At 37.2% G+C, this 22026-nt stretch carries 26 protein-coding genes, 2 tRNA genes and 1 rRNA gene; 23 read left to right on the plus strand and 6 right to left on the minus strand.

The genetic code is table 11. The features are described 5' to 3' along the window. Nucleotides 1-10 precede the first annotated feature (10 nt). The 8 genes from rrf (at nt 11) to tsaD (ending at nt 4629) form a co-directional block, all read left to right on the plus strand. Nucleotides 11-126, plus strand: a 5S ribosomal RNA gene (rrf, locus tag K9V48_RS13590). A 24-nt stretch (nt 127-150) separates the two neighbouring features. Then, nucleotides 151-227, plus strand: a tRNA-Met gene (locus tag K9V48_RS13595). A gap of 3 nt (nt 228-230) precedes the next feature. Then, a tRNA-Asp gene (locus K9V48_RS13600) sits at nt 231-307 on the plus strand. A 694-nt stretch (nt 308-1001) separates the two neighbouring features. After that, entirely contained in the window at nt 1002-1985 is a 984-nt protein-coding gene (thiL, locus tag K9V48_RS13605) for a thiamine-phosphate kinase (protein WP_224139520.1), read from the plus strand. A 15-nt stretch (nt 1986-2000) separates the two neighbouring features. Then, the gene (gene tsaE, locus K9V48_RS13610) at nt 2001-2474 is read left to right on the plus strand and encodes a tRNA (adenosine(37)-N6)-threonylcarbamoyltransferase complex ATPase subunit type 1 TsaE (protein ID WP_224139521.1); all 474 of its coding nucleotides are present in this window, start codon (nt 2001-2003) and stop codon (nt 2472-2474) included. Further along, complete coding sequence (tsaB, locus tag K9V48_RS13615) at nt 2455-3144, plus strand: tRNA (adenosine(37)-N6)-threonylcarbamoyltransferase complex dimerization subunit type 1 TsaB (RefSeq protein WP_224139522.1); 690 nt, start codon at nt 2455-2457, stop codon at nt 3142-3144. Before tsaE ends, tsaB begins: the two co-directional genes overlap by 20 nt. Nucleotides 3145-3157: 13 nt before the next feature. Beyond that, the gene (gene rimI, locus K9V48_RS13620; protein WP_368858293.1) at nt 3158-3610 is read left to right on the plus strand and encodes a ribosomal protein S18-alanine N-acetyltransferase; all 453 of its coding nucleotides are present in this window, start codon (nt 3158-3160) and stop codon (nt 3608-3610) included. Beyond that, nucleotides 3607-4629 (plus strand): tRNA (adenosine(37)-N6)-threonylcarbamoyltransferase complex transferase subunit TsaD, encoded by a 1023-nt coding sequence (gene tsaD / locus K9V48_RS13625; protein WP_224139523.1) that lies wholly within the window; start codon nt 3607-3609, stop codon nt 4627-4629. The genes rimI and tsaD overlap by 4 nt, the downstream gene beginning before the upstream one ends. Before the next feature lie 527 nt (nt 4630-5156). Here the strand turns inward: tsaD and K9V48_RS13630 are convergent. Continuing rightward, complete coding sequence (locus tag K9V48_RS13630; protein ID WP_224139524.1) at nt 5157-7100, minus strand: ABC-F family ATP-binding cassette domain-containing protein; 1944 nt, start codon at nt 7098-7100, stop codon at nt 5157-5159. Nucleotides 7101-7302: 202 nt separating this feature from the next. On the opposite strand from K9V48_RS13630, the gene moaC reads away from it, so the two are divergent. The 4 genes from moaC to tatC all read left to right on the plus strand — a co-directional run bounded on the left by moaC (nt 7303) and on the right by tatC (nt 9652). Next, nucleotides 7303-7791, plus strand: a complete 489-nt coding sequence (gene moaC, locus K9V48_RS13635) for a cyclic pyranopterin monophosphate synthase MoaC (protein WP_224139525.1) — start codon at nt 7303-7305, stop codon at nt 7789-7791. Nucleotides 7792-8012: 221 nt separating this feature from the next. Continuing rightward, nucleotides 8013-8660: a redox-sensing transcriptional repressor Rex gene (locus K9V48_RS13640; protein ID WP_224139526.1), complete on the plus strand. Its 648-nt coding sequence runs from the start codon at nt 8013-8015 to the stop codon at nt 8658-8660. Between the two features lie 21 nt (nt 8661-8681). After that, the gene (locus K9V48_RS13645; protein WP_224139527.1) at nt 8682-8873 is read left to right on the plus strand and encodes a twin-arginine translocase TatA/TatE family subunit; all 192 of its coding nucleotides are present in this window, start codon (nt 8682-8684) and stop codon (nt 8871-8873) included. Between the two features lie 17 nt (nt 8874-8890). Further along, on the plus strand, nt 8891-9652 hold the full coding sequence (tatC, locus tag K9V48_RS13650; protein ID WP_224139528.1) for a twin-arginine translocase subunit TatC: 762 nt from the start codon (nt 8891-8893) through the stop codon (nt 9650-9652). Between the two features lie 173 nt (nt 9653-9825). Here tatC and K9V48_RS13655 read toward each other — a convergent pair whose 3' ends face one another. Both K9V48_RS13655 and K9V48_RS13660 read right to left on the minus strand, forming a co-directional pair. After that, on the minus strand, nt 9826-10029 hold the full coding sequence (locus tag K9V48_RS13655) for a YdiK family protein (RefSeq protein ID WP_224139529.1): 204 nt from the start codon (nt 10027-10029) through the stop codon (nt 9826-9828). Next, on the minus strand, nt 10026-10769 hold the full coding sequence (locus K9V48_RS13660) for a CPBP family intramembrane glutamic endopeptidase (protein ID WP_224139530.1): 744 nt from the start codon (nt 10767-10769) through the stop codon (nt 10026-10028). The genes K9V48_RS13655 and K9V48_RS13660 overlap by 4 nt, the downstream gene beginning before the upstream one ends. 630 nt (nt 10770-11399) lie before the next feature. On the opposite strand from K9V48_RS13660, the gene groES reads away from it, so the two are divergent. Together groES and groL are read left to right on the plus strand one after the other, a co-directional pair. Continuing rightward, nucleotides 11400-11684, plus strand: a complete 285-nt coding sequence (gene groES, locus K9V48_RS13665; RefSeq protein WP_224139531.1) for a co-chaperone GroES — start codon at nt 11400-11402, stop codon at nt 11682-11684. 426 nt (nt 11685-12110) lie between these two features. Continuing rightward, entirely contained in the window at nt 12111-13745 is a 1635-nt protein-coding gene (gene groL / locus K9V48_RS13670; RefSeq protein WP_224139532.1) for a chaperonin GroEL, read from the plus strand. A 101-nt stretch (nt 13746-13846) separates the two neighbouring features. Here groL and K9V48_RS13675 read toward each other — a convergent pair whose 3' ends face one another. The 3 genes from K9V48_RS13675 to K9V48_RS13685 all read right to left on the minus strand — a co-directional run bounded on the left by K9V48_RS13675 (nt 13847) and on the right by K9V48_RS13685 (nt 15546). Further along, the gene (locus K9V48_RS13675; protein ID WP_224139533.1) at nt 13847-14854 is read right to left on the minus strand and encodes a tyrosine-type recombinase/integrase; all 1008 of its coding nucleotides are present in this window, start codon (nt 14852-14854) and stop codon (nt 13847-13849) included. Between the two features lie 46 nt (nt 14855-14900). Beyond that, the gene (locus K9V48_RS13680) at nt 14901-15011 is read right to left on the minus strand and encodes an Arm DNA-binding domain-containing protein (protein WP_224139534.1); all 111 of its coding nucleotides are present in this window, start codon (nt 15009-15011) and stop codon (nt 14901-14903) included. An 85-nt stretch (nt 15012-15096) separates the two neighbouring features. Beyond that, nucleotides 15097-15546 (minus strand): hypothetical protein, encoded by a 450-nt coding sequence (locus tag K9V48_RS13685; RefSeq protein ID WP_224139535.1) that lies wholly within the window; start codon nt 15544-15546, stop codon nt 15097-15099. A 17-nt stretch (nt 15547-15563) separates the two neighbouring features. Between K9V48_RS13685 and K9V48_RS13690 the strand changes: the two genes are divergently transcribed. The 9 genes from K9V48_RS13690 to hypD all read left to right on the plus strand — a co-directional run bounded on the left by K9V48_RS13690 (nt 15564) and on the right by hypD (nt 22023). Next, nucleotides 15564-15905 (plus strand): phage replication protein O, encoded by a 342-nt coding sequence (locus K9V48_RS13690; protein WP_498043126.1) that lies wholly within the window; start codon nt 15564-15566, stop codon nt 15903-15905. A gap of 12 nt (nt 15906-15917) precedes the next feature. Further along, nucleotides 15918-16568, plus strand: a complete 651-nt coding sequence (locus K9V48_RS13695; RefSeq protein WP_224139536.1) for a hypothetical protein — start codon at nt 15918-15920, stop codon at nt 16566-16568. Nucleotides 16569-16700: 132 nt separating this feature from the next. Then, complete coding sequence (locus K9V48_RS29075) at nt 16701-16823, plus strand: hypothetical protein (protein ID WP_263432826.1); 123 nt, start codon at nt 16701-16703, stop codon at nt 16821-16823. Nucleotides 16824-16851: 28 nt separating this feature from the next. Then, on the plus strand, nt 16852-17202 hold the full coding sequence (locus K9V48_RS13700) for a hypothetical protein (protein ID WP_224139537.1): 351 nt from the start codon (nt 16852-16854) through the stop codon (nt 17200-17202). Between the two features lie 187 nt (nt 17203-17389). Further along, entirely contained in the window at nt 17390-17749 is a 360-nt protein-coding gene (locus tag K9V48_RS13705) for a hydrogenase maturation nickel metallochaperone HypA/HybF (RefSeq protein WP_224139538.1), read from the plus strand. Beyond that, nucleotides 17746-18405, plus strand: coding sequence for a hydrogenase nickel incorporation protein HypB (gene hypB / locus K9V48_RS13710; protein ID WP_224139539.1), 660 nt, complete (start codon nt 17746-17748; stop codon nt 18403-18405). The genes K9V48_RS13705 and hypB overlap by 4 nt, the downstream gene beginning before the upstream one ends. Continuing rightward, nucleotides 18357-20675, plus strand: a complete 2319-nt coding sequence (gene hypF, locus K9V48_RS13715) for a carbamoyltransferase HypF (RefSeq protein ID WP_308012578.1) — start codon at nt 18357-18359, stop codon at nt 20673-20675. The genes hypB and hypF overlap by 49 nt, the downstream gene beginning before the upstream one ends. A 33-nt stretch (nt 20676-20708) precedes the next feature. Further along, nucleotides 20709-20960, plus strand: coding sequence for a HypC/HybG/HupF family hydrogenase formation chaperone (locus K9V48_RS13720; protein WP_066333622.1), 252 nt, complete (start codon nt 20709-20711; stop codon nt 20958-20960). Beyond that, nucleotides 20917-22023 (plus strand): hydrogenase formation protein HypD, encoded by a 1107-nt coding sequence (hypD, locus tag K9V48_RS13725; protein WP_224139540.1) that lies wholly within the window; start codon nt 20917-20919, stop codon nt 22021-22023. The genes K9V48_RS13720 and hypD overlap by 44 nt, the downstream gene beginning before the upstream one ends. Nucleotides 22024-22026 lie beyond the last annotated feature (3 nt).

Here is a 22026-nt window from a genome sequence, read left to right on the forward strand (position 1 = left end):
TAATAAATTATCTGGTAATGATGGCGAAGAGGCCACACCCGTTCCCATGCCGAACACGGAAGTTAAGCTCTTCAGCGCCGATGGTAGTTGGGGGTTTCCCCCTGTGAGAGTAGGACGTTGCCAGGTAGTTTCATTATAGAATTTTATTATCGCGGGGTGGAGCAGTTCGGTAGCTCGTCGGGCTCATAACCCGAAGGTCGCAGGTTCAAATCCTGTCCCCGCAACCAAATGGTCCGGTAGTTCAGTTGGTTAGAATGCCTGCCTGTCACGCAGGAGGTCGCGGGTTCGAGTCCCGTCCGGACCGCCATATTTAGATTGGTTACGAAACAAAGATGTTTCGTTTTTTTTATGTCGTTTTTTATTTTGACTCATTTGAAAAACGAATCAGTAAGAATCAATAGCACTTTACAATCCACTAAATTTATTTAAATAGTAAGATAGAACAAGTAAAACTTGGATAAACTATTACAGAATTTGCTAAAAGGAAGCCCATGTAGGTCGTAGACCATCTTTAGACATGGGAGGAATTTTCGCTCAAACGCGGTGTACAGATAAAGTATCGAATGTACGTTTTGTACATCAAGCATTTGAATATGGTATAATTCCCCTATAAACAGTTCTTTGAAAACTGAAGATAGGAGTTCTAGCAGGAAGAACGTCTGCTAGGTAAAATCTTCAACGTTCTCGGTGTGACCTACCGAATACAGTCGCTAATGGCAACAGAGGTTGCTTTGGCTGTGAAAGTTTTGATTAAACCTTTAAACTTTGTTTATTAATGTCAGTTCTTTATTCCCAAGCCGTCCATTCTATTGAGTGAGAGTGTGTGAATGTATTTAGTACATGTACGAATAAAGAGAAGCAAGAGTTTTTCAGAACCCCACCGCTTTAGTTGTGGGAGTGTCAGTATAAGATAAACTAGAAATAGAGCGAACTCCTTAGGAAAACAATTCCTAAGGTTTTTTCATAATCTCATTACTAAATAAATCATGATGGAGAAATAAATGGATGAATTCGATTTTATAGATAAATTGCAACCAAAACGTATTTTTCAACCTAATGTGGTAGTTGGCATTGGTGATGATGCAGCTGTTTATAAACCTTCGAGGCATAAAAATCAGGTGGTATGTGTTGATACAATGGTAGAAGGTGTACACTTTCTAAAGCACGCATCTACTCCAGAGGAAATCGGTTATAAAGCGCTGGCTGTGAATATAAGTGATATTGCCGCTATGGGGGCAATTCCTCGTTACTATTTAGTTTCTATTGCCATCCCTTCAAATTGGGCGGAACAGGATCTTTTAGAACTTTATCATGGGATGTACGAGCTAGCTGATGAATATGAGATGGATTTAATAGGCGGTGATACGGTATCAACAGCAGATAAACTCGTTGTAACAGTTACCGTTATTGGGGAAGTAGAAGCCCATGTACAGACGCTTAGAAGTAAAGCGAAGGAGCATGACGTTGTTTTTGTTACAGGTAGTATAGGTGACTCTTCCGCTGGATTGGCTATTTTATTAAGTCAGCTGGCCGTCGATAATAAGGCTCATAAAGAGTATCTTATAAACCGCCATAAACGGCCAACTCCACGAGTTAGGGCTGGACAAATCATTGCTACGCTGGACCGAGCATCATTAAATGATATTAGTGATGGATTAGCTAGTGAACTACATGAAATTGTGGAAGCAAGTCAATTGGGCATAACATTTAACGAGGCCGACATTCCTATAAGTGAAGCCTTAAGTGAATTGAAGAAGTCCAACGATATAACTAAGTGGTTTCTATATGGCGGAGAAGATTTCGAATTAGTTGGAACAACCTCAGCTGAATCATGGGATAAATTAAAAATGGCATGTGATGAACAATCAATTAAGATTACTAAAATTGGATCGGTAACTAGCAGCCATTCTAGTGTGCAACTAGTGAAGGAAAATTTAGAAATGATTTTCCTTGAAAAGTCTGGGTATAACCACTTTAAAGGATAAGTTAGGTGAATTATAGTGGAAGAATATGTTTTTTTTACAAAAAGTGCGGAAGAGACATTAAAACTTGCAAAAAAGTTATCAGAGATGGTTGAAAAAAGTGATGTGTTGACGCTTGAAGGTGATTTAGGCGCAGGAAAAACTACATTTACAAAAGGATTAGCATCAGGTCTTGGAATTAAGAAAAATGTAAACAGTCCGACCTTTACGATTATTAAGGAGTATAAAGGTGGGAGGTTGCCTTTATATCATATGGACGTTTACCGTGTAGAGGATGCCGATGAAGATTTGGGCTTTGATGAGTATTTCCATGGAGATGGGATTACAGTCGTAGAATGGGCACATCTTATCGAGGACCAATTACCAAGTGATCGATTGGACATACAAATCTTTTATGTAGATGATTCAACAAGGAAAATCACGATGACTCCATATGGTTCTCATTATATTGATATATGTAAGGAGTTAAGGAATGAAAGCATTAGCAATTGATACAACAAATAATGTACTTGGAATAGCGGTTGTCGATGAGGAAAAGGTAATCGGCGAATATATTACAAACTTAAAGAAGAACCATTCCGTCAGAGCAATGCCAGCAATTGAACGATTATTAAGTGATTGTGATCTAAGTCCAAAACAATTAGATAAGATTGTCGTTGCTACTGGTCCTGGATCGTATACGGGTGTCCGTATTGGTGTATCGATTGCAAAAACGATGGCATGGTCTCTTCAAATTCCAATCGTCGGAGTCTCTAGTTTAGAAGTGTTAGCTGCAAATGGAAGATTTTTTCCGGGGTACATATCTCCGCTTTTCGATGCGAGAAGAGGTCAAGTATATACAGGTTTATATGAGTATACGGACGAAGGATTAGTAACAATTGAGAAGGATCAAAATATTTTATTGAGTGATTGGCTTACTATGCTTGAAGCGAAAAATAAAAAGGTTTTATTTGTTGGTAATGATGTAGAAATTCATAAAGAAACGATACATCGCTTGTTAGGAAACAAGAGTGAACTTGCACAAGTAGTTTTAAATAACCCAAGACCTAGCGAGCTAGGGATGATGGGGCTCGGGAAAGAAACATCAGATGTTCATTCACTTGTTCCAAATTATATCCGACTAGCAGAAGCAGAGGCAAAATGGCTTGAACAGCAAAAGTAAGATGGTGGGGAATTTGGATAAAAGGTTTACAATCAGAAAGATGCAAAGAGAAGATATTGAAGCAGTATATGAAATCGAACTACTGTCATTTACTACCCCTTGGTCAAAGGAGTCACTTTCCTATGAACTTGAGCAAAATTTATTTGCAAAGTATGTAGTAGTAGTTTGTGATGAAAAGGTTGTCGCATATTGCGGGCTATGGGTGATAATGGATGATGCACAGATTACCAATATTGCGGTACACCCTGAATATCGAGGGATGAAAATTGGTGAATCGCTCTTAACATTTTCACTGCAGTTAAGTAAAGAAATGGGTGCCACACGGTTATCCTTAGAAGTAAGAGTATCAAATCATATCGCACAATCTCTCTACAAAAAGCTTGGTTTTGAACCTGGCGGAATAAGAAAAGGCTATTATACAGATAATCTAGAGGATGCTTTAGTAATGTGGGTGAATTTAGTATGAAACAGACAGATCAATATATTTTAGGTATTGAAACAAGCTGCGATGAAACAGCTGCAGCGATTATTAAAAATGGTCGAGAAATTGTAGCAAATGTAGTAGCTTCACAAATTGAAAGTCATAAGAGATTTGGGGGCGTTGTCCCGGAAATTGCGTCAAGGCACCATGTCGAACAACTAACAATTGTATTTGAAGAGGCAATGAAGCAATCAAAACTAGGATTTGAGGATATATCAGCAATTGCGGTGACAGAAGGTCCTGGTCTTGTTGGTGCTTTATTAACTGGAATAAATGCTGCGAAGGCTTTGGCATTTTCTCAGGGGATTCCGCTGATCGGTGTGCATCATATCGCAGGTCATATTTATGCAAATCGTTTGATTACTGAGCTAGAATTTCCATTACTCGCCTTAGTTGTATCAGGTGGGCATACAGAGCTTGTCTATATGAAAGATCATGCTAGCTTTGAAGTGATCGGTGAAACGTTAGATGATGCTGCAGGGGAAGCATATGACAAGGTGGCTAGGACATTAGGCCTTCCGTATCCTGGTGGGCCACATATTGATCGCTTAGCACATGAAGGTGAATCAAACATTGATTTACCGAGAGCATGGTTAGGTGAAGGTTCATTTGATTTTAGTTTCAGTGGGCTCAAATCTGCTGTCATTAATACCCTTCATAATGCAAAGCAAAAAGGAATAGAGTTTGAGGCAAAAGATGTTGCTGCTAGTTTTCAAGCAAGTGTTATCGATGTTTTAGTCACAAAGACAGCGCAGGCTGTGGATAAATATGAAGTGAAACAGCTGTTATTAGCTGGTGGTGTTGCAGCTAATAGAGGCTTACGGACGGCCTTAGAAGAAAGGTTTTCCTCGAGGGAAAATTTACAGCTATGTATCCCGCCGTTATCCTTATGTACAGACAATGCAGCAATGATTGCTGCTGCAGGTAGCGTTTTATTTGAAAAAGGTATTAGAAGTGACTTAGCTTTAAATGCAAATCCTGGACTTGAGTTATCATCGTATTAAGCTTTCGAATATTCGAAAGCTTTTTATTTTTGTGGAGATAGTTATCCACAGAATATACACGATTTTTGTAGAACTGTGTAAAAGTATCAAAGAAACCTGTTATATCAGGCCTATTAGTCTTTGTGGATAACTAGGATAATTCCACATAATTATGTGGATAATGTGTATAAGTCTGTTGATATGTTGGAAATTAAGAGATTTCACTGTGGATAAAACACAAAAATTATCCCCATAAATTAAATTACCAATGAGGATAATAAAAAGATTGTCGAATAATGTGATATTTACTAGTAGAGATCAATAATAATAAAAAACAGCGAGGCTATTCGCTGTTTTTATCGTCGTTTAGCGTAATTATAAAATTCTTGTACTGTGGATAAGTGTAAGACATCCAGCTCCAGCGCCTAGCCCCTAGAGGTCATAAGCTACGCATGAATTGAAGGTAAAGAACACCTTCTATTCCTGATCGTCTTATGCTTGTCGGGGCTGATCAAGGCGCTTGCGCTTTTGTTCTAATCAACATTTTTCTAATGTAGATTCTCCCATTCATTCATTAAATTTTCAAGCTGTGATTGAAGAAGTTCATTTTCAGTATTAATTTTTTGGACCTCTTCATGATTTTGGTAGATTTCAGGGTCGCAGAGGAGGGATTCATTATGTTCAATCTTTTCCTCTAAATTCGCGATTTCAGCCTCAATCTCCTCAATTCTTCGTTGTTTTTGTCTTTCAAGCTTTTTTAGTTCCTTTTCCTGTTGATAAGTTAGCTTACTTTCTTGTTGTGAGCTAGCTGAATTTTGTTTATGAGGAAGTGACCGGTCATCTGCCTCCTGCTCTAAACGTTCTAGCTCTAATTGCTCCTCTTTTTTCTCGAGGTAATAGTCATAGTCACCTAAATATTCGTTCAATTTTCTACTTGAAAGCTCAAAAACTTTTGTAGTGATTCTGTTAATAAAATACCTGTCATGTGAAACAAATAGGATTGTTCCGGGATAATCAATTAACGCATTTTCTAAGATTTCTTTGCTGTCTAAATCAAGATGGTTTGTAGGTTCATCTAGTATGAGAAAGTTGGCATTTTGAAGCATGAGCTTTGATAAAGCAATTCTTGCCTTTTCTCCACCACTTAAAGCCGAAACTGGCTTCAAGACATCGTCACCTGAAAATAGAAAATTTCCTAGGACAGTTCGAATCTCTTTTTCTGTCTTCTCTGGATAATCATCCCATAACTCGTCCAATACTCGTTTATTTGAAGTAAGATCAGCTTGTTGTTGGTCATAATAGCCGATTTGAACATGTGAGCCAAGGGAGAAAGTTCCAGTTAAGGAGTCAAGCTTTTGGACAATTGATTTTAGTAGTGTTGACTTACCAATTCCGTTTGGACCCACTAAGGCAATGCTATCTCCACGCGAAATAGAAAAGGAAATGTTTGAGATGACTGGATGTACGGAATCATATGAGACCGAAATATCAGTTGCTTTTAGAACATCATTTCCACTTTGCCTTTCAATATCAAATCGAAAGTTAGCTGATTTTTCATCACCTAATGGTCTGTTCATTAGGTCCATATTCTCTAATTTTTTTCTTCTGCTTTGGGCAAGCTTAGTTGTTGAAGCACGTGCTAAATTTCGTTGAATAAAGTCCTTCAGCTTAGCCACTTCTTCCTGCTGCCTTTCATAGGATTTGAGCTCTTTTTCATAGTTGTCAGCTTTGTATTTTAAGTAGTCGCTGTAATTCCCGATGTATTTTGTACTTGTATGACGACTAATCTCATATACTTGTGTGACGATTTTATCTAAAAAATATCGGTCATGTGATACGATCAAAATAGCTCCATCGTAGTTTTGTAAATATTGTTCAAGCCATGTTAATGTTTCAATATCTAGGTGATTCGTAGGTTCATCTAATATTAATAAGTCAGGGCTAGTTAATAGTAATTTACCTAATGCAAGTCGGGTTCTTTGACCTCCACTTAATGAGGAAATCTTTGTGTTTGGATCAAAAGTGCTAAATCCAAGACCATGCAAAACAGAGCGGATATCTGCTTCATATTGGTAACCACCATTTTCCTTAAATTTCACTTGCAAGGTATCGTATTCCTTTAATAGCTGGTCAAATTTTTGTGGTTCTTTAGCAGGATCGACTGTCGCCATCCTTTGCTCTACATTGCGCATGTCCTTTTCCATTGATTGGAGCTCTTTAAAGACTAAGTTCATTTCTTCCCAAATTGATAAGTGTGATTCTAATCCTGTATCCTGAGCTAAGTAACCTAGTGTGACATCTTTCGGTTTTATAATATCTCCTGAATCATAAGACATGGCCCCGGAGATGATTTTTAAAAGTGTAGACTTTCCAGCTCCATTACGCCCTACAATGGCAATCTTATCTCTAGTTTGTACTTCTAGCTTAATATTCGATAAAATAGGATCAGCGCCAAAATATTTACTAAGTTGATTTATTTGCAACAATATCATTGTATTCACCCCTATTAATGGTTTAAGTTTAGCTTAATAGGGACTTATGGGCAACCAAAGAAACAATATCATATGCTCTAAGAAAGTGTTCCTGCTCTATTGATAAGTAGGAGGAAAGGCATAAATTTAATAATTTGTTACAATAACAAGACAGACAGATTTTTAAAAATAGTGTATAGTCTAGGTAGAAGGGGATTTGTATATGTCTGAATTTACCCATTTTAATGATCAAGGCAGAGCAAAAATGGTTGATATCTCTGCAAAGGAAACAACGGTTAGAACAGCAAAGGCAAAAACAAGTATCGAACTAACCGAAGAGGTATATAGAAAAATTACCAATCATGAAATTGGCAAAGGTGATGTTCTATCAGTTGCCCAGGTAGCAGGAATAATGGCGGCTAAACAGACGTCAAATGTCATACCAATGTGCCACCCTATTCCAATTAAAGGTGTCGATATTGAGTTTGAATGGAATGTTACAGAAAGTACATTTGTCCTTTTGATTACTTCGACAGTCAAAACAAAAGGAAGCACAGGTGTGGAAATGGAAGCGTTAACGTCAGCTAGTGTTTCAGCACTGACTGTTTATGATATGTGTAAAGCTGTGGATAAAGGTATGGTCATAGGACCAACCTATTTAGTTGAAAAAACTGGTGGCAAAAATGGAGACTTCTTAAGGAAAGACACATGACTGCACTAATGTGTGAAGAAAGAGGGGGAATCCCTCTAATTTATTCTTTACAGAGACAGTGTTGGCAAAAAATGATTCATTTTGCGACAAGAATATCATGTAGTACTTACTCATTCCATCCCCTATTAGGAGCTGGGAATGTAGACTTTCTCCATTTTTCCTCCATCTGAAACGGTGTGTGAAAACAACATATTTGTTTTGTAAGAATGTGAGGCGAAAGAGTGAATATAGAACAATCTAAAATACCACAGGCAACTGCTAAAAGATTGCCTTTGTACTATCGTTTTTTGAAAAACCTACACTCATCTGGGAAGCAGCGTGTTTCATCAGCTGAGTTAAGTGATGCAGTAAAGGTAGATTCTGCAACTATTCGTAGGGACTTCTCATATTTTGGAGCGCTTGGAAAAAAGGGCTATGGGTATAATGTGAATTATTTAATTTCATTTTTTAGAAAAACACTAGATCAAGATGAAACAACAAAGGTATGTTTAATTGGTGTAGGGAACTTAGGGACAGCCTTTTTGCATTATAATTTTACAAAGAATAATAATACAGTTATTTCACTTGCATTTGATGTTGATAACGAGAAAGTCGGAACTGACATAGGTGGTATACCTGTCTTTCATTTAGATGATCTTGAGGAAAATCTTCCAGACGATGTAACAGTTGCGATCTTAACCGTACCTGCACCGGCTGCTCAGTCTATTACAGATCGGTTGATAACGAAGGGGATTAAGGGGATTTTAAACTTTACCCCAGCTCGGTTAACTGTTCCAGATGATATCAGAATACATCATATTGATTTAGCAGTGGAGCTTCAATCACTTGTTTACTTTTTAAAGCATTATCCAAATGAAGATAAATCATAACTATTAAGGGAGGTGAAATCGATGCCTATAGGAATCGGAAGCCTTTTATTAATCGTATTTGTAGCATTACTTATTTTTGGACCAAAGAAATTACCAGAGCTAGGAAAAGCAGCTGGTAATACCTTACGTGAATTTAAGCATGCTACAAAAGGTTTAGCAGATGATGAAGATGAAGTAGTAAAAAAGGAAGTTAAGAAGGAAGAAGTCAAGTAAGATAGGATGAATCCGATATGAAACATAATGATATGTCGGTCATTGAACATATTACAGAGCTAAGAAAACGACTCGTTATTATCGTCGTTTTCTTTGTTATAGCAATTATAGCTGGCTTTTTGCTTTCAAGACCGATTATTATTTATTTGCAGCAAACAGATGAAGCGAAGAATCTAACATTAAATGCCTTTAATTTAACAGATCCCTTAATGGTATACATGCAATTTGCGTTTATCATTGCATTGGTCATAACGTCACCTGTTATTTTGTATCAACTTTGGTCGTTCGTTAGTCCAGGTTTGTATGAAAAGGAAAGACGTGTAACGTTAAGCTATATTCCACTCTCACTTATGCTATTTTTTGCAGGTATTTCCTTTTCATATTTTATCTTGTTTCCGTTTGTCGTAGATTTTATGGAAAGAATCTCAAATGATTTAGAAATTAATCAAGTCATTGGAATAAATGAATACTTTTCTTTCTTATTACAGTTGACGATCCCATTTGGTTTACTTTTTCAGTTACCTGTCGTTATTATGTTTCTTACTAGGCTAGGAATTGTTACCCCAATGTTCCTATCAAAAGTAAGAAAATACGCATACTTCGTTCTGCTCGTGATAGCTGCGTTAATTACACCACCTGAGTTAACTTCACATTTATTGGTTTCAATCCCATTGTTTATTCTGTATGAAATTAGCATTTGGGTATCACGTATCTCTTATCGAAAAGCACAGAAGCTACGTTTCGAAGAAGAAAATGGAACAAAAGCGGAAGCGCCTTGAACAGCCTCGGGCAAATAAGCCACTTTTGAATAGAAGGTGTTTTTTACCTTCAATTCAAAAGTGGCTTAGACCCAAGAGGGGCTAGGCGTTGGAGCTGGATGCAGTGCGCTTATCCACAGTACAAGAATTTTCTAGTTTCCTATAATACAAAAAATGAGACTGGTTGATCAGTCTCATTTCTTGGTTTTGATTTTTTTCATTTTTATAGAGAATGTAAACATTCTAATCGCAACCCCAATATCAAAGGTTGCAATGAGCATTAAGACGATGGTGGGAAAAGACAGGACTCCATTTTCGGCACTGTTAATCGCTAAATAGGTAAACAGCAAGCCCATCGTTAAATAAAAAAATCCCATAGAATTAGGACGAGTTCTCATGTTAAAAATCCTCCAATAATTACTTGCACTTGTTGTTCAAGTTGCATTCCTTCATATCGGTTCATCATTTTTTCAATGTCATCAGCAAAAACTGTTTGAATGATGACAACCATTGTGTTCATCGCTACATGTGCGAAGATAGGCACGATGATTCGTTTTGTTTTTACATATAGGAATGCAAACGTAAAGCCCATTGATGCATATAAAAGTAGATGCTGGGGCTCGCCATGTAAGAGGGCAAAAAAGAGTGAACTAATTAGAGCAGCAATGATAAAGTTTGTTTTCGAATAGATCACACCAAAGAGTATCTTTCGAAAGATAATCTCTTCTAAAATAGGCCCAAAAATTGAGGTTACAATGATTACTAGAGGTGTTACCTTAATCACATTCACAATCATTTCGGTATTTTCAGAACCAGCTTCAACGCCAAATACATTTATTTCAATATTGGCTGCAAAGGTTTGTGCAAAAATGGCCAAAAAGACACCTCCAATTGCCCAACCGATCGAAGCGGCAGCTGATGATGGTTCACCCAGAAGCGTTCTCTCATCCTTACGGTCATTTCGTAGTAAAAAGAGAATAATAATAAACGCAAGTGTAAAGCTAAAGATTGTCCAATAGGAAAATCTTTCCGTCATTGTTTCTCCTATATGTAAACGATCCAATATACCAATCCCAACAATTCCTGATAGTTGCATTAGCACATATGTTAATAAAATAAACCAATAACGCGCTCTCATATAAGCCTCCCTCATTAGTAAATTGTTCTACTCTGATTTTCCTTTTTATGTATAAAAAACGAAAAAGATAGCAAGAACAAAGATAGAGAAATGAATTTTATTAAACCTTATTGTAACATACCTTTTGATGAACATATGAGTGATAACTATTTAGAACTAAGCAAAATATGTTCTCCAATAAGGACAAACAATGTATTAGATAGAATGTGACTTTTTACTGTAAACTATGAAAATTAAAATTTCGTAATGTGGATAAGAAGAGAACGTGTATGTGCGGAAGCAATTATTGAGGTCAATTTAATGAGCAACAGAACCCTTACCATGTGGTTTAAAAGAAACAAAAAGACGGGTGGGGGATTTCTGCGCGTAAAGATTAAAATAAATCTAGGTAGCCAACAGTGGTTAGAAGGGAATTTTAATCTGTCGAAAATCTCGGTTTATCATACATGGATGAATAGGTTTCTAAGTTGAATGTAATTTTATTGAAAGATTAAAAAAAATTTTAACTTCATACTTGAAATTGGAAGAAATCTTATATAATATAATAATTGTGTTAGCACTCGATGACAGAGAGTGCTAACAAAAAGGAAGATTTAATCATTTTTTAAGAATTTGAGGAGGGTGTTTCACTTGTTAAAGCCATTAGGTGATCGCGTTATTATCCAGTTAGTTGAATCAGAAGAAAAAACTGCTAGCGGTATCGTTCTTCCAGATAGTGCGAAAGAAAAGCCACAAGAAGGCAAGGTAGTAGCTGTTGGTACAGGCCGTGTATTAGACAACGGAGAAAAAGTAGCACTTGAAGTAGCAGAAGGCGATCGTATCATCTTCTCAAAATATGCTGGTACAGAAGTGAAATATGAAGGTACTGAATACTTAATTTTACGTGAAAACGACATTTTAGCTGTTATCGGATAATTCGGACAGCACACATATCATAGAATACACGTCAACTACCCACCACTTAGATTCTAACGAATCTTGAAGTGGGGGCTTGAAAAAGCCTTTAGTTGTCTAGCCTAAGTTTTACGAAAACTACGTTGGTTTGGTTATCACACCCTCGGATGATACCCTAGTCCGTTGCTCTGTGTAGGCTCTGTAATAGTTCTGAATGGGTAGGAACGGTCAACCTGATTTGGCGGTTTTACCGCAAAGTCTTACCAACATTGGCGAAGGGTAACTACTCCTAAAAAAGGAGGAACACATTATATTTGTGTTCAAAAGCTTTAGGCTAAAGCCTACCAAAATTTATCCCCTCCCTATCGTTGGGCTACGCCCTGCACTCGATTGAGGAAGGGGAATTCTTTTAGAAAACTGTTAAAAACTTGAGGAGGTCGTGTAAAAATGGCAAAAGATATTAAATTTAGCGAAGAAGCTCGTCGTTCGATGCTTCGTGGTGTTGACGCATTAGCAGATGCTGTAAAAGTTACATTAGGACCTAAAGGCCGTAACGTAGTTTTAGAAAAGAAATTCGGTTCTCCTTTAATTACAAATGACGGTGTTACAATTGCGAAAGAAATCGAATTAGAAGACGCATTCGAAAACATGGGTGCTAAACTTGTTGCAGAAGTAGCTAGCAAAACAAACGATGTTGCGGGTGACGGTACAACAACTGCAACTGTTTTAGCTCAAGCGATGATCCGCGAAGGTTTAAAGAACGTAACAGCTGGTGCTAATCCAATGGTTATCCGTAAAGGAATCGAAAAAGCTGTTGCTGTTGCATTAGCAGAGCTACAAGCAATTTCAAAACCAATCGAAAGCAAAGAATCTATTGCACAAGTTGCAGCAATCTCTGCAGCTGATGAAGAAGTAGGTCAATTAATTGCTGAAGCAATGGAACGCGTTGGTAATGACGGTGTTATCACAATCGAAGAATCAAAAGGCTTCTCTACTGAACTAGAAGTAGTAGAAGGTATGCAATTTGACCGTGGTTATGCATCTCCATATATGGTAACTGATTCTGACAAAATGGAAGCAGTTCTTGAAAACCCATACGTATTAATCACTGATAAAAAAATCACAAACATTCAAGAAATCTTACCTGTATTAGAGCAAGTTGTTCAACAAGGTAAGCCTCTAGTATTAATTGCTGAGGATGTAGAAGGTGAAGCGTTAGCTACTTTAGTAGTGAACAAACTTCGCGGAACATTTAATGCAGTAGCTGTTAAAGCACCTGGCTTTGGTGACCGCCGTAAAGCAATGCTTGAAGATATTGCGATCTTAACTGGTGGTGAAGTAATCACTGAAGATTTAGGTTTAGACCTTAAATCTGCTACGATCGATCAATTAGGCCGCGCTTCTAAAATTGTTGTAACAAAAGAAAATACAACAATTGTTGAAGGTGCTGGAGAAACTGAACAAATCGCAAGCCGTGTAAACCAAATTCGTGCTCAATTAGAAGAAACAACTTCTGAATTTGACAAAGAAAAATTACAAGAACGTTTAGCTAAATTAGCTGGCGGTGTAGCAGTTGTCAAAGTTGGAGCTGCAACTGAAACTGAATTAAAAGAGCGTAAACTACGTATCGAAGATGCTCTTAACTCTACTCGTGCTGCAGTAGAAGAAGGTATCGTAGCTGGTGGTGGTACGGCTCTAGTGAACGTATATAGCAAAGTAGCTGCAATTGAAGAAGAAGGCGACACTCGTACTGGTGTTAACATCATTCTTCGTGCACTTGAAGAGCCAGTTCGTCAGATCGCACACAATGCAGGCCTTGAAGGTTCTGTCATCGTTGAGCGCTTGAAAAACGAAGCAGTCGGCATTGGCTTCAACGCTGCTAACGGTCAATGGGTAAACATGATCGATGCTGGTATCGTTGACCCAACGAAAGTAACTCGTTCTGCACTACAAAACGCAGCTTCTGTAGCAGCTATGTTCTTAACAACTGAAGCTGTTATCGCTGACAAGCCAGAAGAAGGTGGCGGCATGCCTGATATGAGCGGCATGGGCGGCATGGGTGGAATGGGCGGCATGATGTAATAAGGGTTTTAAAACCTTGTTATATCAACGTCTAAAATGATAATATGCTTTTCTTGTCCTCGTTTTATAAAAAACACGGCAACTAATGACAAAAAAGCTAACTATAGGAGAAGGTCTTTCATCAGTTTGCTAAACTGTTGGGAGGCCTTTTCTTCCATATTGGCGGTCATATGAGCATATATATTCATTGTAGTATTAATATCTGTATGTCCTAGTCGCTGTTGTATTTCTTTAATGCCAACTCCAGCTTCAATCAATAATGAAGTGTGGGTATGTCTAAATGAATGTGGAGTAATGTTCTTTTCTATTTCTGCTTTTTTCAGAAGTCTTTTAAGCCGGATCTCAACAACTTTTCTTAATTGTGGATGCCCATCCTCTCGAGCAAAAATAAATCCGTTATCCTGGTAAACAAAGCTGTTTTTTATTTTAATCTCATTCTGTTTAAACCGGATCTTTTTTAACATGTTGATCAGCATTTCATCAATCTTGATTGTACGGACAGAGCCTTTTGTTTTTGGCGTTAAAAGCTGATATTTTTCAAAATGATTGTTAGGGTTATAAAGAGTTTTAGTAACTCGAATAGTACCTTGTTTTTTGTTAAAATCCCCCCATTTTAATGCCAATAATTCACCTATTCGTAATCCGATATAGGAAAGTACCGTGAAGACAAGATGATCCATTTCAAGCCCGTCTGTATAGGCTAATTTAAGAAAATGAGCAAGATCTTCTTTTTCAAGAAAGACAATATCCTCTTCTGCTTTCTCCAGTTCTTCAACACTTTTCTGTTTTTTAGGCATTTTGAAATCCTCAGTAGGATTATTTTTTATCAGCCCTTGAGTTAATGCTTTCCCAAAAATCATTCTTCCACAAGCATGAATACCATCCATATAATTTTGGCTGTATTTTTCGTTTAATTCCAGAATCCTTTCTTCATACATTTTCTTAGTAATGCGGCTGATTGGATAAGGTCCCCAAACAGAAGTAAAATGCTTCATTTCCTTTTCTCGAGCTCTCACACTGCTTATCTTCACACCACTGCGGCTATACGTTTTTAACCAATCCTGGGAGAATTGCTCGAAAGGCATATCGGATTCTTTGGTAAGTGCCATTTTGAATTTCTATTTCTACAAGGCGTGCCGCTGCCTTTGCTTCTCGTTATGTTTTAAAGCCGCCTTTAGATATCTCTTTACGTTTTTTTGTGAGTGGGTCCAGCCCTAAATAAATATGATAACTCCAAGTTTTTCCGCGTTGTCTAAATTTCGCCATTCTAGTGGCCCCCTTTATTAGTATTAGGGGATTTTCAGAGCATACCCATTTATCCATTTTAAACTTTTAAATAAATGCAAAATAATTATTTAATACGTCTTTCTATATAAATTTCAAAGAGTTCATTAAAGGTTTTATCAATTTCTTGCTTCTCCTTTAGAAAAAATTTTAAAAGTTCATATTTATCCGATGGTGAAAACCCACCTTTTTTAATCCCCATTCCAAAACTGTTTTTCATTCTAAGTATAAAATTAATAATTTCATGTAAATGATCTAGCTCTTTATTATCCTGGTTACTGACGGCATGCTCTAATGTTAGAAAGAATATTTGATCATTTATTTTTAATATTTTTTCTCTTACATTCGGTTCAGCTTTAATAAGCATTTGATGAAAGTCTTCATTGTAGCGATTTACTTGGTATTCATCATAGTTAACAACTTCATCCCCCTTTGTGAGGTAATCCATTGAAACACCAAAATATTTGGCTATAGTCGAAAACTTACGACGAAGACAGTGTTCCTTTTCAGTTATCATTAAGGCTTTTATATAACATCAGGAAAAACAACGAGGCATTTAAAGAGCCTGACCTCCAAAAATGGTCAAATGATATCCGAATAATGATGGAAAGAGATAATCGAACTGAAGAGCAAATTAAATACTTAATCGATTGGTGTCAACAGGATTCTTTCTGGAAAGCAAATATTCTTTCTCCATCAAAATTAAGAAAACAATATGATCAATTGGTTGTAAAGATAAAGTCAGAAAATGAAACGAAAAAGAAAAGTCCTCAAGTTATTCCAACAAAACTCCCAGAACATTGGCCGGAACGAAAACCCTTAACAAAAGAAGAATTACTTCGAATTGAAGAATTAGAGGCGGAAATGCCTTTTTAGGAGGTTGGGTTATTGAAAGCAATAAAGCGTTTTTTGCAAATCGAGGATGTTTATAAAGATGCTGCTAAAAAATTAGTTCCGACATTAGCTGAACGAGACGATTTTGAAGCGGAATTCCAATATAAATTGCCTTGTCCGAGTTGTGGGGACGAAACTGCAAGTGGGTTATTTTATCGAATGTTAAATCAAGATGATTGGTATGCAGTTAGCGAAACAATGAAATGCTCAGTTTGTAGGGATAAGGAAGCTTTCAATGTTTATCAACGAAAAAGCTTAGAAGAATTAAGAGCATCAATTGGTGAAAGGCTTACGAAGGAGTATTTTCTCCTTCCGGAAGATTTAAAGGATGCAGGGTTTAAGAATTTCGAGAAAACTAACGATGTTACTTCAAAAGCTAAAGAAAACGCGATGACATATACAAAAATGTTTTTAGCAGGTGATCATTATAACTTACTAATTATGGGGAATCCTGGAACAGGAAAAAGTCATCTATGTGCTGCAATTGGAAGGACTATAAAAGGAAAAAAAGATAAAGGTTCTACCGTAGGATTTTTAACTACAGGTAAGTTGCTATCAATGTATAAAACAACCTACCGTAAAGGAGCTGCTAAATCTGAAGAAGATATTTTTAGGGATATTAAAGGAATAGATCTTCTCTTCTAGTCCTGGATGATGTTCGCTCAGAGGCAAAAGGGGGAAAGACGATTGGAGAAAGGGAATGTTATTTGAGATTGTAGAAAGCCGGTCTGAAGGATGATAGCAAAGGTAATTAATATTTTGCTGAAGGATGGAGAAATGACAATAGATAAAGCCAAAATCATAGCGACCTCATCGAATACAGCTTTAAAATCAATGGAATTAGGCAATTTAGCGGAAAGAATGAACAAGATTGAGAAAATGTTTGATAACCAGGAATAGCACCGAAATATGAAAGGACCGATTTTGAATGAGTTTAAAATCCCAGCTGAAACATCTTGAGCGAAACATAAAGCCAAAGGAAAAAGGTTCAGTTCAAGAGTGGCGTGAAAGATTTAAAAGGAATGAAGAAATGGAAAGCGTTGTTGACAGGACATTTTCTTACCGGGATGTTTATATTAAGGTTGCTGCAATGAACGAAGGCTATGAACCGAGATATGAGGATGAAACAGGGCTCGATGTATGGTATCACAATCTAAAGGCGACATATAAATATCTGGAAGAGAAGGGAAAGGTTCCGAATACGAGGGAACCTGTTTTGAAAAATTGGAATCTTGAGGCTTATTCTAATAAATACAGTAAAAAAGTGCGATACCTCTGAACAGATGGGAGGCCTCTTTTGCGTTATATGAACATAAATATTCATGGTTGTGTTAATGGTTAACACTGATGAATCTCCTTTATTTCTATGGCCGCTTATACTAGCTCATGAGCGGTACGTTACAAAGTGTTCTTTTTAATAAAGCCAAGCATAAACATTTAAGAGAAAGAAACAGAAGGTGTTAAGGATGCATGAGATGTCGCTTATGTCTGAAATTATTAAAATAGTTTCTGAAGATGCTAGATTACATGGTTTTAGCAAAGTAGATAAAATAGATGTGATTGTTGGTGATTTATCAAATGTACTGCGTGATGCTCTAGAGTTAGCATTTTTCCATTTTCAGAAACAAGGATTAGGCATTCTTGATGAAAATACGAAATTAGATATTATACGTGAAGTGGCGAAAGCAAAATGTCAAACGTGCCTGTTTGAGTTTACACCCGACTATAGAATGGCGCTATGTCCAAAGTGTGGACTACCAAATTGTTTACTCGTTTCCGGTGAAACCTTTAGGGTTGAATCATACGAAGGAAGTGATGAACTGTGAAAATCAAGCTACAAGAAGATGTGTTAAAAGATCAAAACTTGGCTGCGGCATTCAATAGAGAAACGTTCAAAAAAAACCATACTCTTGTCATTAACTTAATGAGCTCTCCAGGAGCGGGTAAAACGACTTTACTGGAAGAAACGATTAAAGCCTTAATGAATGAGTTTCATATGGCTGTGATAGAAGGCGATTTAGCAACGGATCTGGATGCAGAAAGATTACGTTCACAAGGAGTCAAAACGGTTCAAATTAATACGGTAGGAGGATGTCACCTTGATGCAAGAATGATTGCGAAAACATTACCAGATTTTGAACTAGACTCCATTGATATTCTCTTTATTGAAAACATTGGGAACTTAGTTTGCCCATCTGGTTATGATTTAGGACAAGATTATAAAGTGGTGGTTTTAAGTGTCCCTGAAGGAAATGATAAAATTCCGAAATATCCTGTCATGTTTAGACGTACAGATGTAACTATCATTAATAAAATCGACCTCCTTCCTTATGTATCTTTCAATTTAGAAGAAGCGATAAGAAACTTAAAAGAAATTAGCCCACAAGCGCAATTGAAAGCATTATCCGCAAAAACGGGTGAAGGGATGGAAGAATGGATCAATTGGATAAAGGATGCTTATCGTCAATGTACAAAGCCATAAAAGTAATCGTGAAAGGAAAGGTGCAGGGAGTTGGTTTTCGCCCATTTATCTACCATCTTTCAAAAAAATATCATCTCAATGGAACGGTCCAAAATAACCTAAATGGTGTCACCATTATGGTTGAAGGACAAGAAGGAAATTTAGAGAAAATGTTGGACGAAATCAAAAGGTATCCGCCTAAATTGGCGAAAATTAATGAGATAAACATTCATCAAATTCCACTCGCCCATTATAAAGAATTTACGATTATTCCCAGTCGAAAAAACGGAAGGTCTATTCCCTGGATACCTGCGGATGCGGCGATTTGTGAGAAATGTTTGGAAGAAATGAACGACCCATATAATCGACGTTTTCACTATCCATTTATTAATTGCACTCAATGCGGACCGCGCTATACGATTATCAATCGTCTTCCATATGATCGTTCAAATACGACAATGAAGGAATTTCCTATGTGCCATGATTGTGAAGTGGAGTATGAAGATCCATCGAATCGGCGGCACCATGCTCAGCCTATTTGTTGTTCAGATTGTGGACCAACCGTTACGCTTTATAACCAAGGTGGGAAATCATTGGCTGAAAATCAATCAGCCATCACGCAAACGGTTGATCTGATCAAACAAGGAAAAATTGTTGCAATTAAAGGAATAGGTGGCTTCCATTTAGCTTGTGATGCTTATCAAGAGAAGGTAGTTGACCAATTAAGACTTAGAAAGAAACGACCACAGAAACCGTTGGCGATCATGGTTAAATCTTTAGAGGTGGCAAGAAATCTTTGTTATATTTCCAGCCAAGAAGAAGATCTCCTGACGAGCCCCGAAATGCCGATTGTTATTTTAAAAAGAAAAAGAGAGGGAGTATTACCACCAAATATTTCTCAAAGTTTATCGACTATTGGGGTGATGCTGCCTTATACTCCCCTACATCATCTTTTATTTGAGCATCATCAATTGGAATGTATCGTGATGACGAGTGCTAATCCTTCTGGTCTGCCCATTTTATATAAAGATGCTCATTTAGAACATTTACAAAACATATGTGATTATATATTAACTCATAACCGTAAAATCGATTTTCCAATTGATGATTCTGTTGTTCAATGTGATGGTGAAAATATCCAATTTGTACGCCGTGCTAGGGGATTTGTTCCAGATCCACTCAAAACAACATCCAATGTGGATCATATTATTGCATTAGGAGGAAACCAAAAAAATACATTTGCAGTTGGAAAACAGAATAACATTGTTATGAGTCCTCATATAGGTGATTTAGAAAACGAAGAAATGATTGCCTCCTTTGAAGAGAAACTCCATCATTATAAAGAATTTCTAGGGGTTAAAGAAGTGAATGTGGCTGTCGACAAGCACCCACTATACGCATCCACTTCTATTGCAAAAAAACTCAATTGTAAAACCATATCCATTCAACACCACCATGCACACCATGTATCTTGTATGGAAGATAACGGTCTTAACGAACCTTGTTTAGGTATTATATTAGATGGTACAGGATATGGAGAATACGGAAATATTTGGGGGTTTGAATTTCTATATGGAGATGCAAAATCTTTTGAACGACTGGCTCACCTGAAATCCACTCCTCTTCCAGGTGGAGAAAAAGCCGTGAAAGAACCGTGGAGAAATGCAGTTGGTATGCTGCTTTATTACTGGCCGCAAGAGGGAAAAGAATTATGTATGAAACTTTTTCCTGAGAGATTAAAAGAAATAAACATTATGGAACAAATGATAGTCCATCAGATGAATACGCCTATGGCTGGAACATGTGGCCGCTTATTTGATGCCATTAGTGCCATTCTCGGTATTTGTTCGATTTCAACGTATGAAGGAGAGGCAGCGATCAAATTATCTGATTATATGAATAGAACCGAACTCGAAAGTACAGGGGAGATGTATTCATATCATTTAATAACACACACTCCAAACCAAATTCAACTTGACTTATCTCCTATGATTTATCAAATCATTCAAGACAAATTTCAACAACAATCCATTACTACAATCATACAGAAATTTCATAACACATTGATGTCTTGCTGTGTACAAATGGTTTTAAAAGTTGTGAAAAACAGACCTGATCTAAATAGAACGGTTGTACTGTCAGGAGGATCCTTCCAAAATGTTTTTCTTGCCAGAGAGATTCAAAAAGGTCTTCAGAAAGAAGGATTTAACGTCTATACACATAAACATGTCCCATGCCACGATGGAGGCTTATCATTAGGACAAATCATCATTGCTGCTCATCAGTTGTAAGATGACAAAAGAAAATGAAGGTGGTGAATTCAATTGTGCTTAGGAGTACCCGCTAAAGTCATTGAAATAGAAGAGCAAAGAGCTCTAGTAGATGTGATGGGTTCGAGGATGTATGTAGGGATCTTTTTTGTTCCAGAGGTTAGGATAGATGATTATGTTTTACTCCATGCTGGGCAGGCCATGACCATAGTGGATGAGGAATTTGCCAAGGAAAGTATAGAAGAATGGAGGAATGTGTTAGATGGTAAACATGGAACTTTTTTCGGAACCGACCTTAACTCGTGAGTCAGTAGAGGCTGTTATCGATTTAGCGAAGAAATTTAAAAAAGAAAAAGGTAGAATCCCGGTATTTATGGAGGTATGTGGTTCACATACGATGGCCTTAGCCAAAACAGGAATAAAAACTAGATTGAAAGATTATGTACACCTTATTGCTGGGCCGGGATGTCCTGTATGTGTCACAGATCAAAAGTCGATCGATGCGATGATTCAATTATCAGAAGAGTCTAACACGATTCTTTGTACATTTGGCGATATGATGCGTGTTCCTGGTTCTAAATTTACCCTAATGAAAGCGAAAACAGATGGAAAGGATATCAGAGTCGTTTACTCTCCGTTAGATAGTGTGAAAATAGCAGAAGAAAATCCAGATAAGGAAGTCATTTTTTTAGGAATTGGATTTGAAACAACGATTCCAATTCTCGCTCTTGCTGTTAGAGAGGCAACAAGAAAGGAGTTAAAGAATTATTCGATATGGATGACAACAAAATTGGTGGAACCTGTTTTAAGAGTCCTTCTTAGTTCAGGAGATGTAAAACTTGATGGATTTCTTTTACCTGGTCAGGTTTCCATTGTTATAGGAAAACAGAGCTACCGTTATTTAGCGGAAGAATTTGATATTTCGGGGGTCATTACTGGTTTTGAACCCGTTCAATTGCTCAGTGGGATTTATAAGCTGCTACATCTTCAGCTGGAAAAAAAGGTTAAGATCCTTAATGATTATACATATGTTGTAAGTGATGAAGGAAACGTAGTTGCTCAAAACTTAATAGAAGAATATTTAGAAACTCATGACGAGGCATGGAGGGGGATAGGTACCATCCCAAAAAGTGGATTAGTGCTTAAAGAACAATACGCGCTATACGATGCGAAAAAGAAGTTTAAAATTTCGATAGGGGAACCGAGAGTAACAAAATGCCGCTGTGGTGAAATCATTCGAGGATTAATTACACCAGAGGAGTGTGTGCTGTTCAATAAAGGTTGTACTCCCACTCACCCTATTGGTCCTTGTATGGTATCAACAGAAGGAACCTGTTCGGCACATTATCAATTCATGAGGGAGGAGTAACCT

The sequence above is a fragment of the Metabacillus rhizolycopersici genome (genome assembly GCF_020075705.1).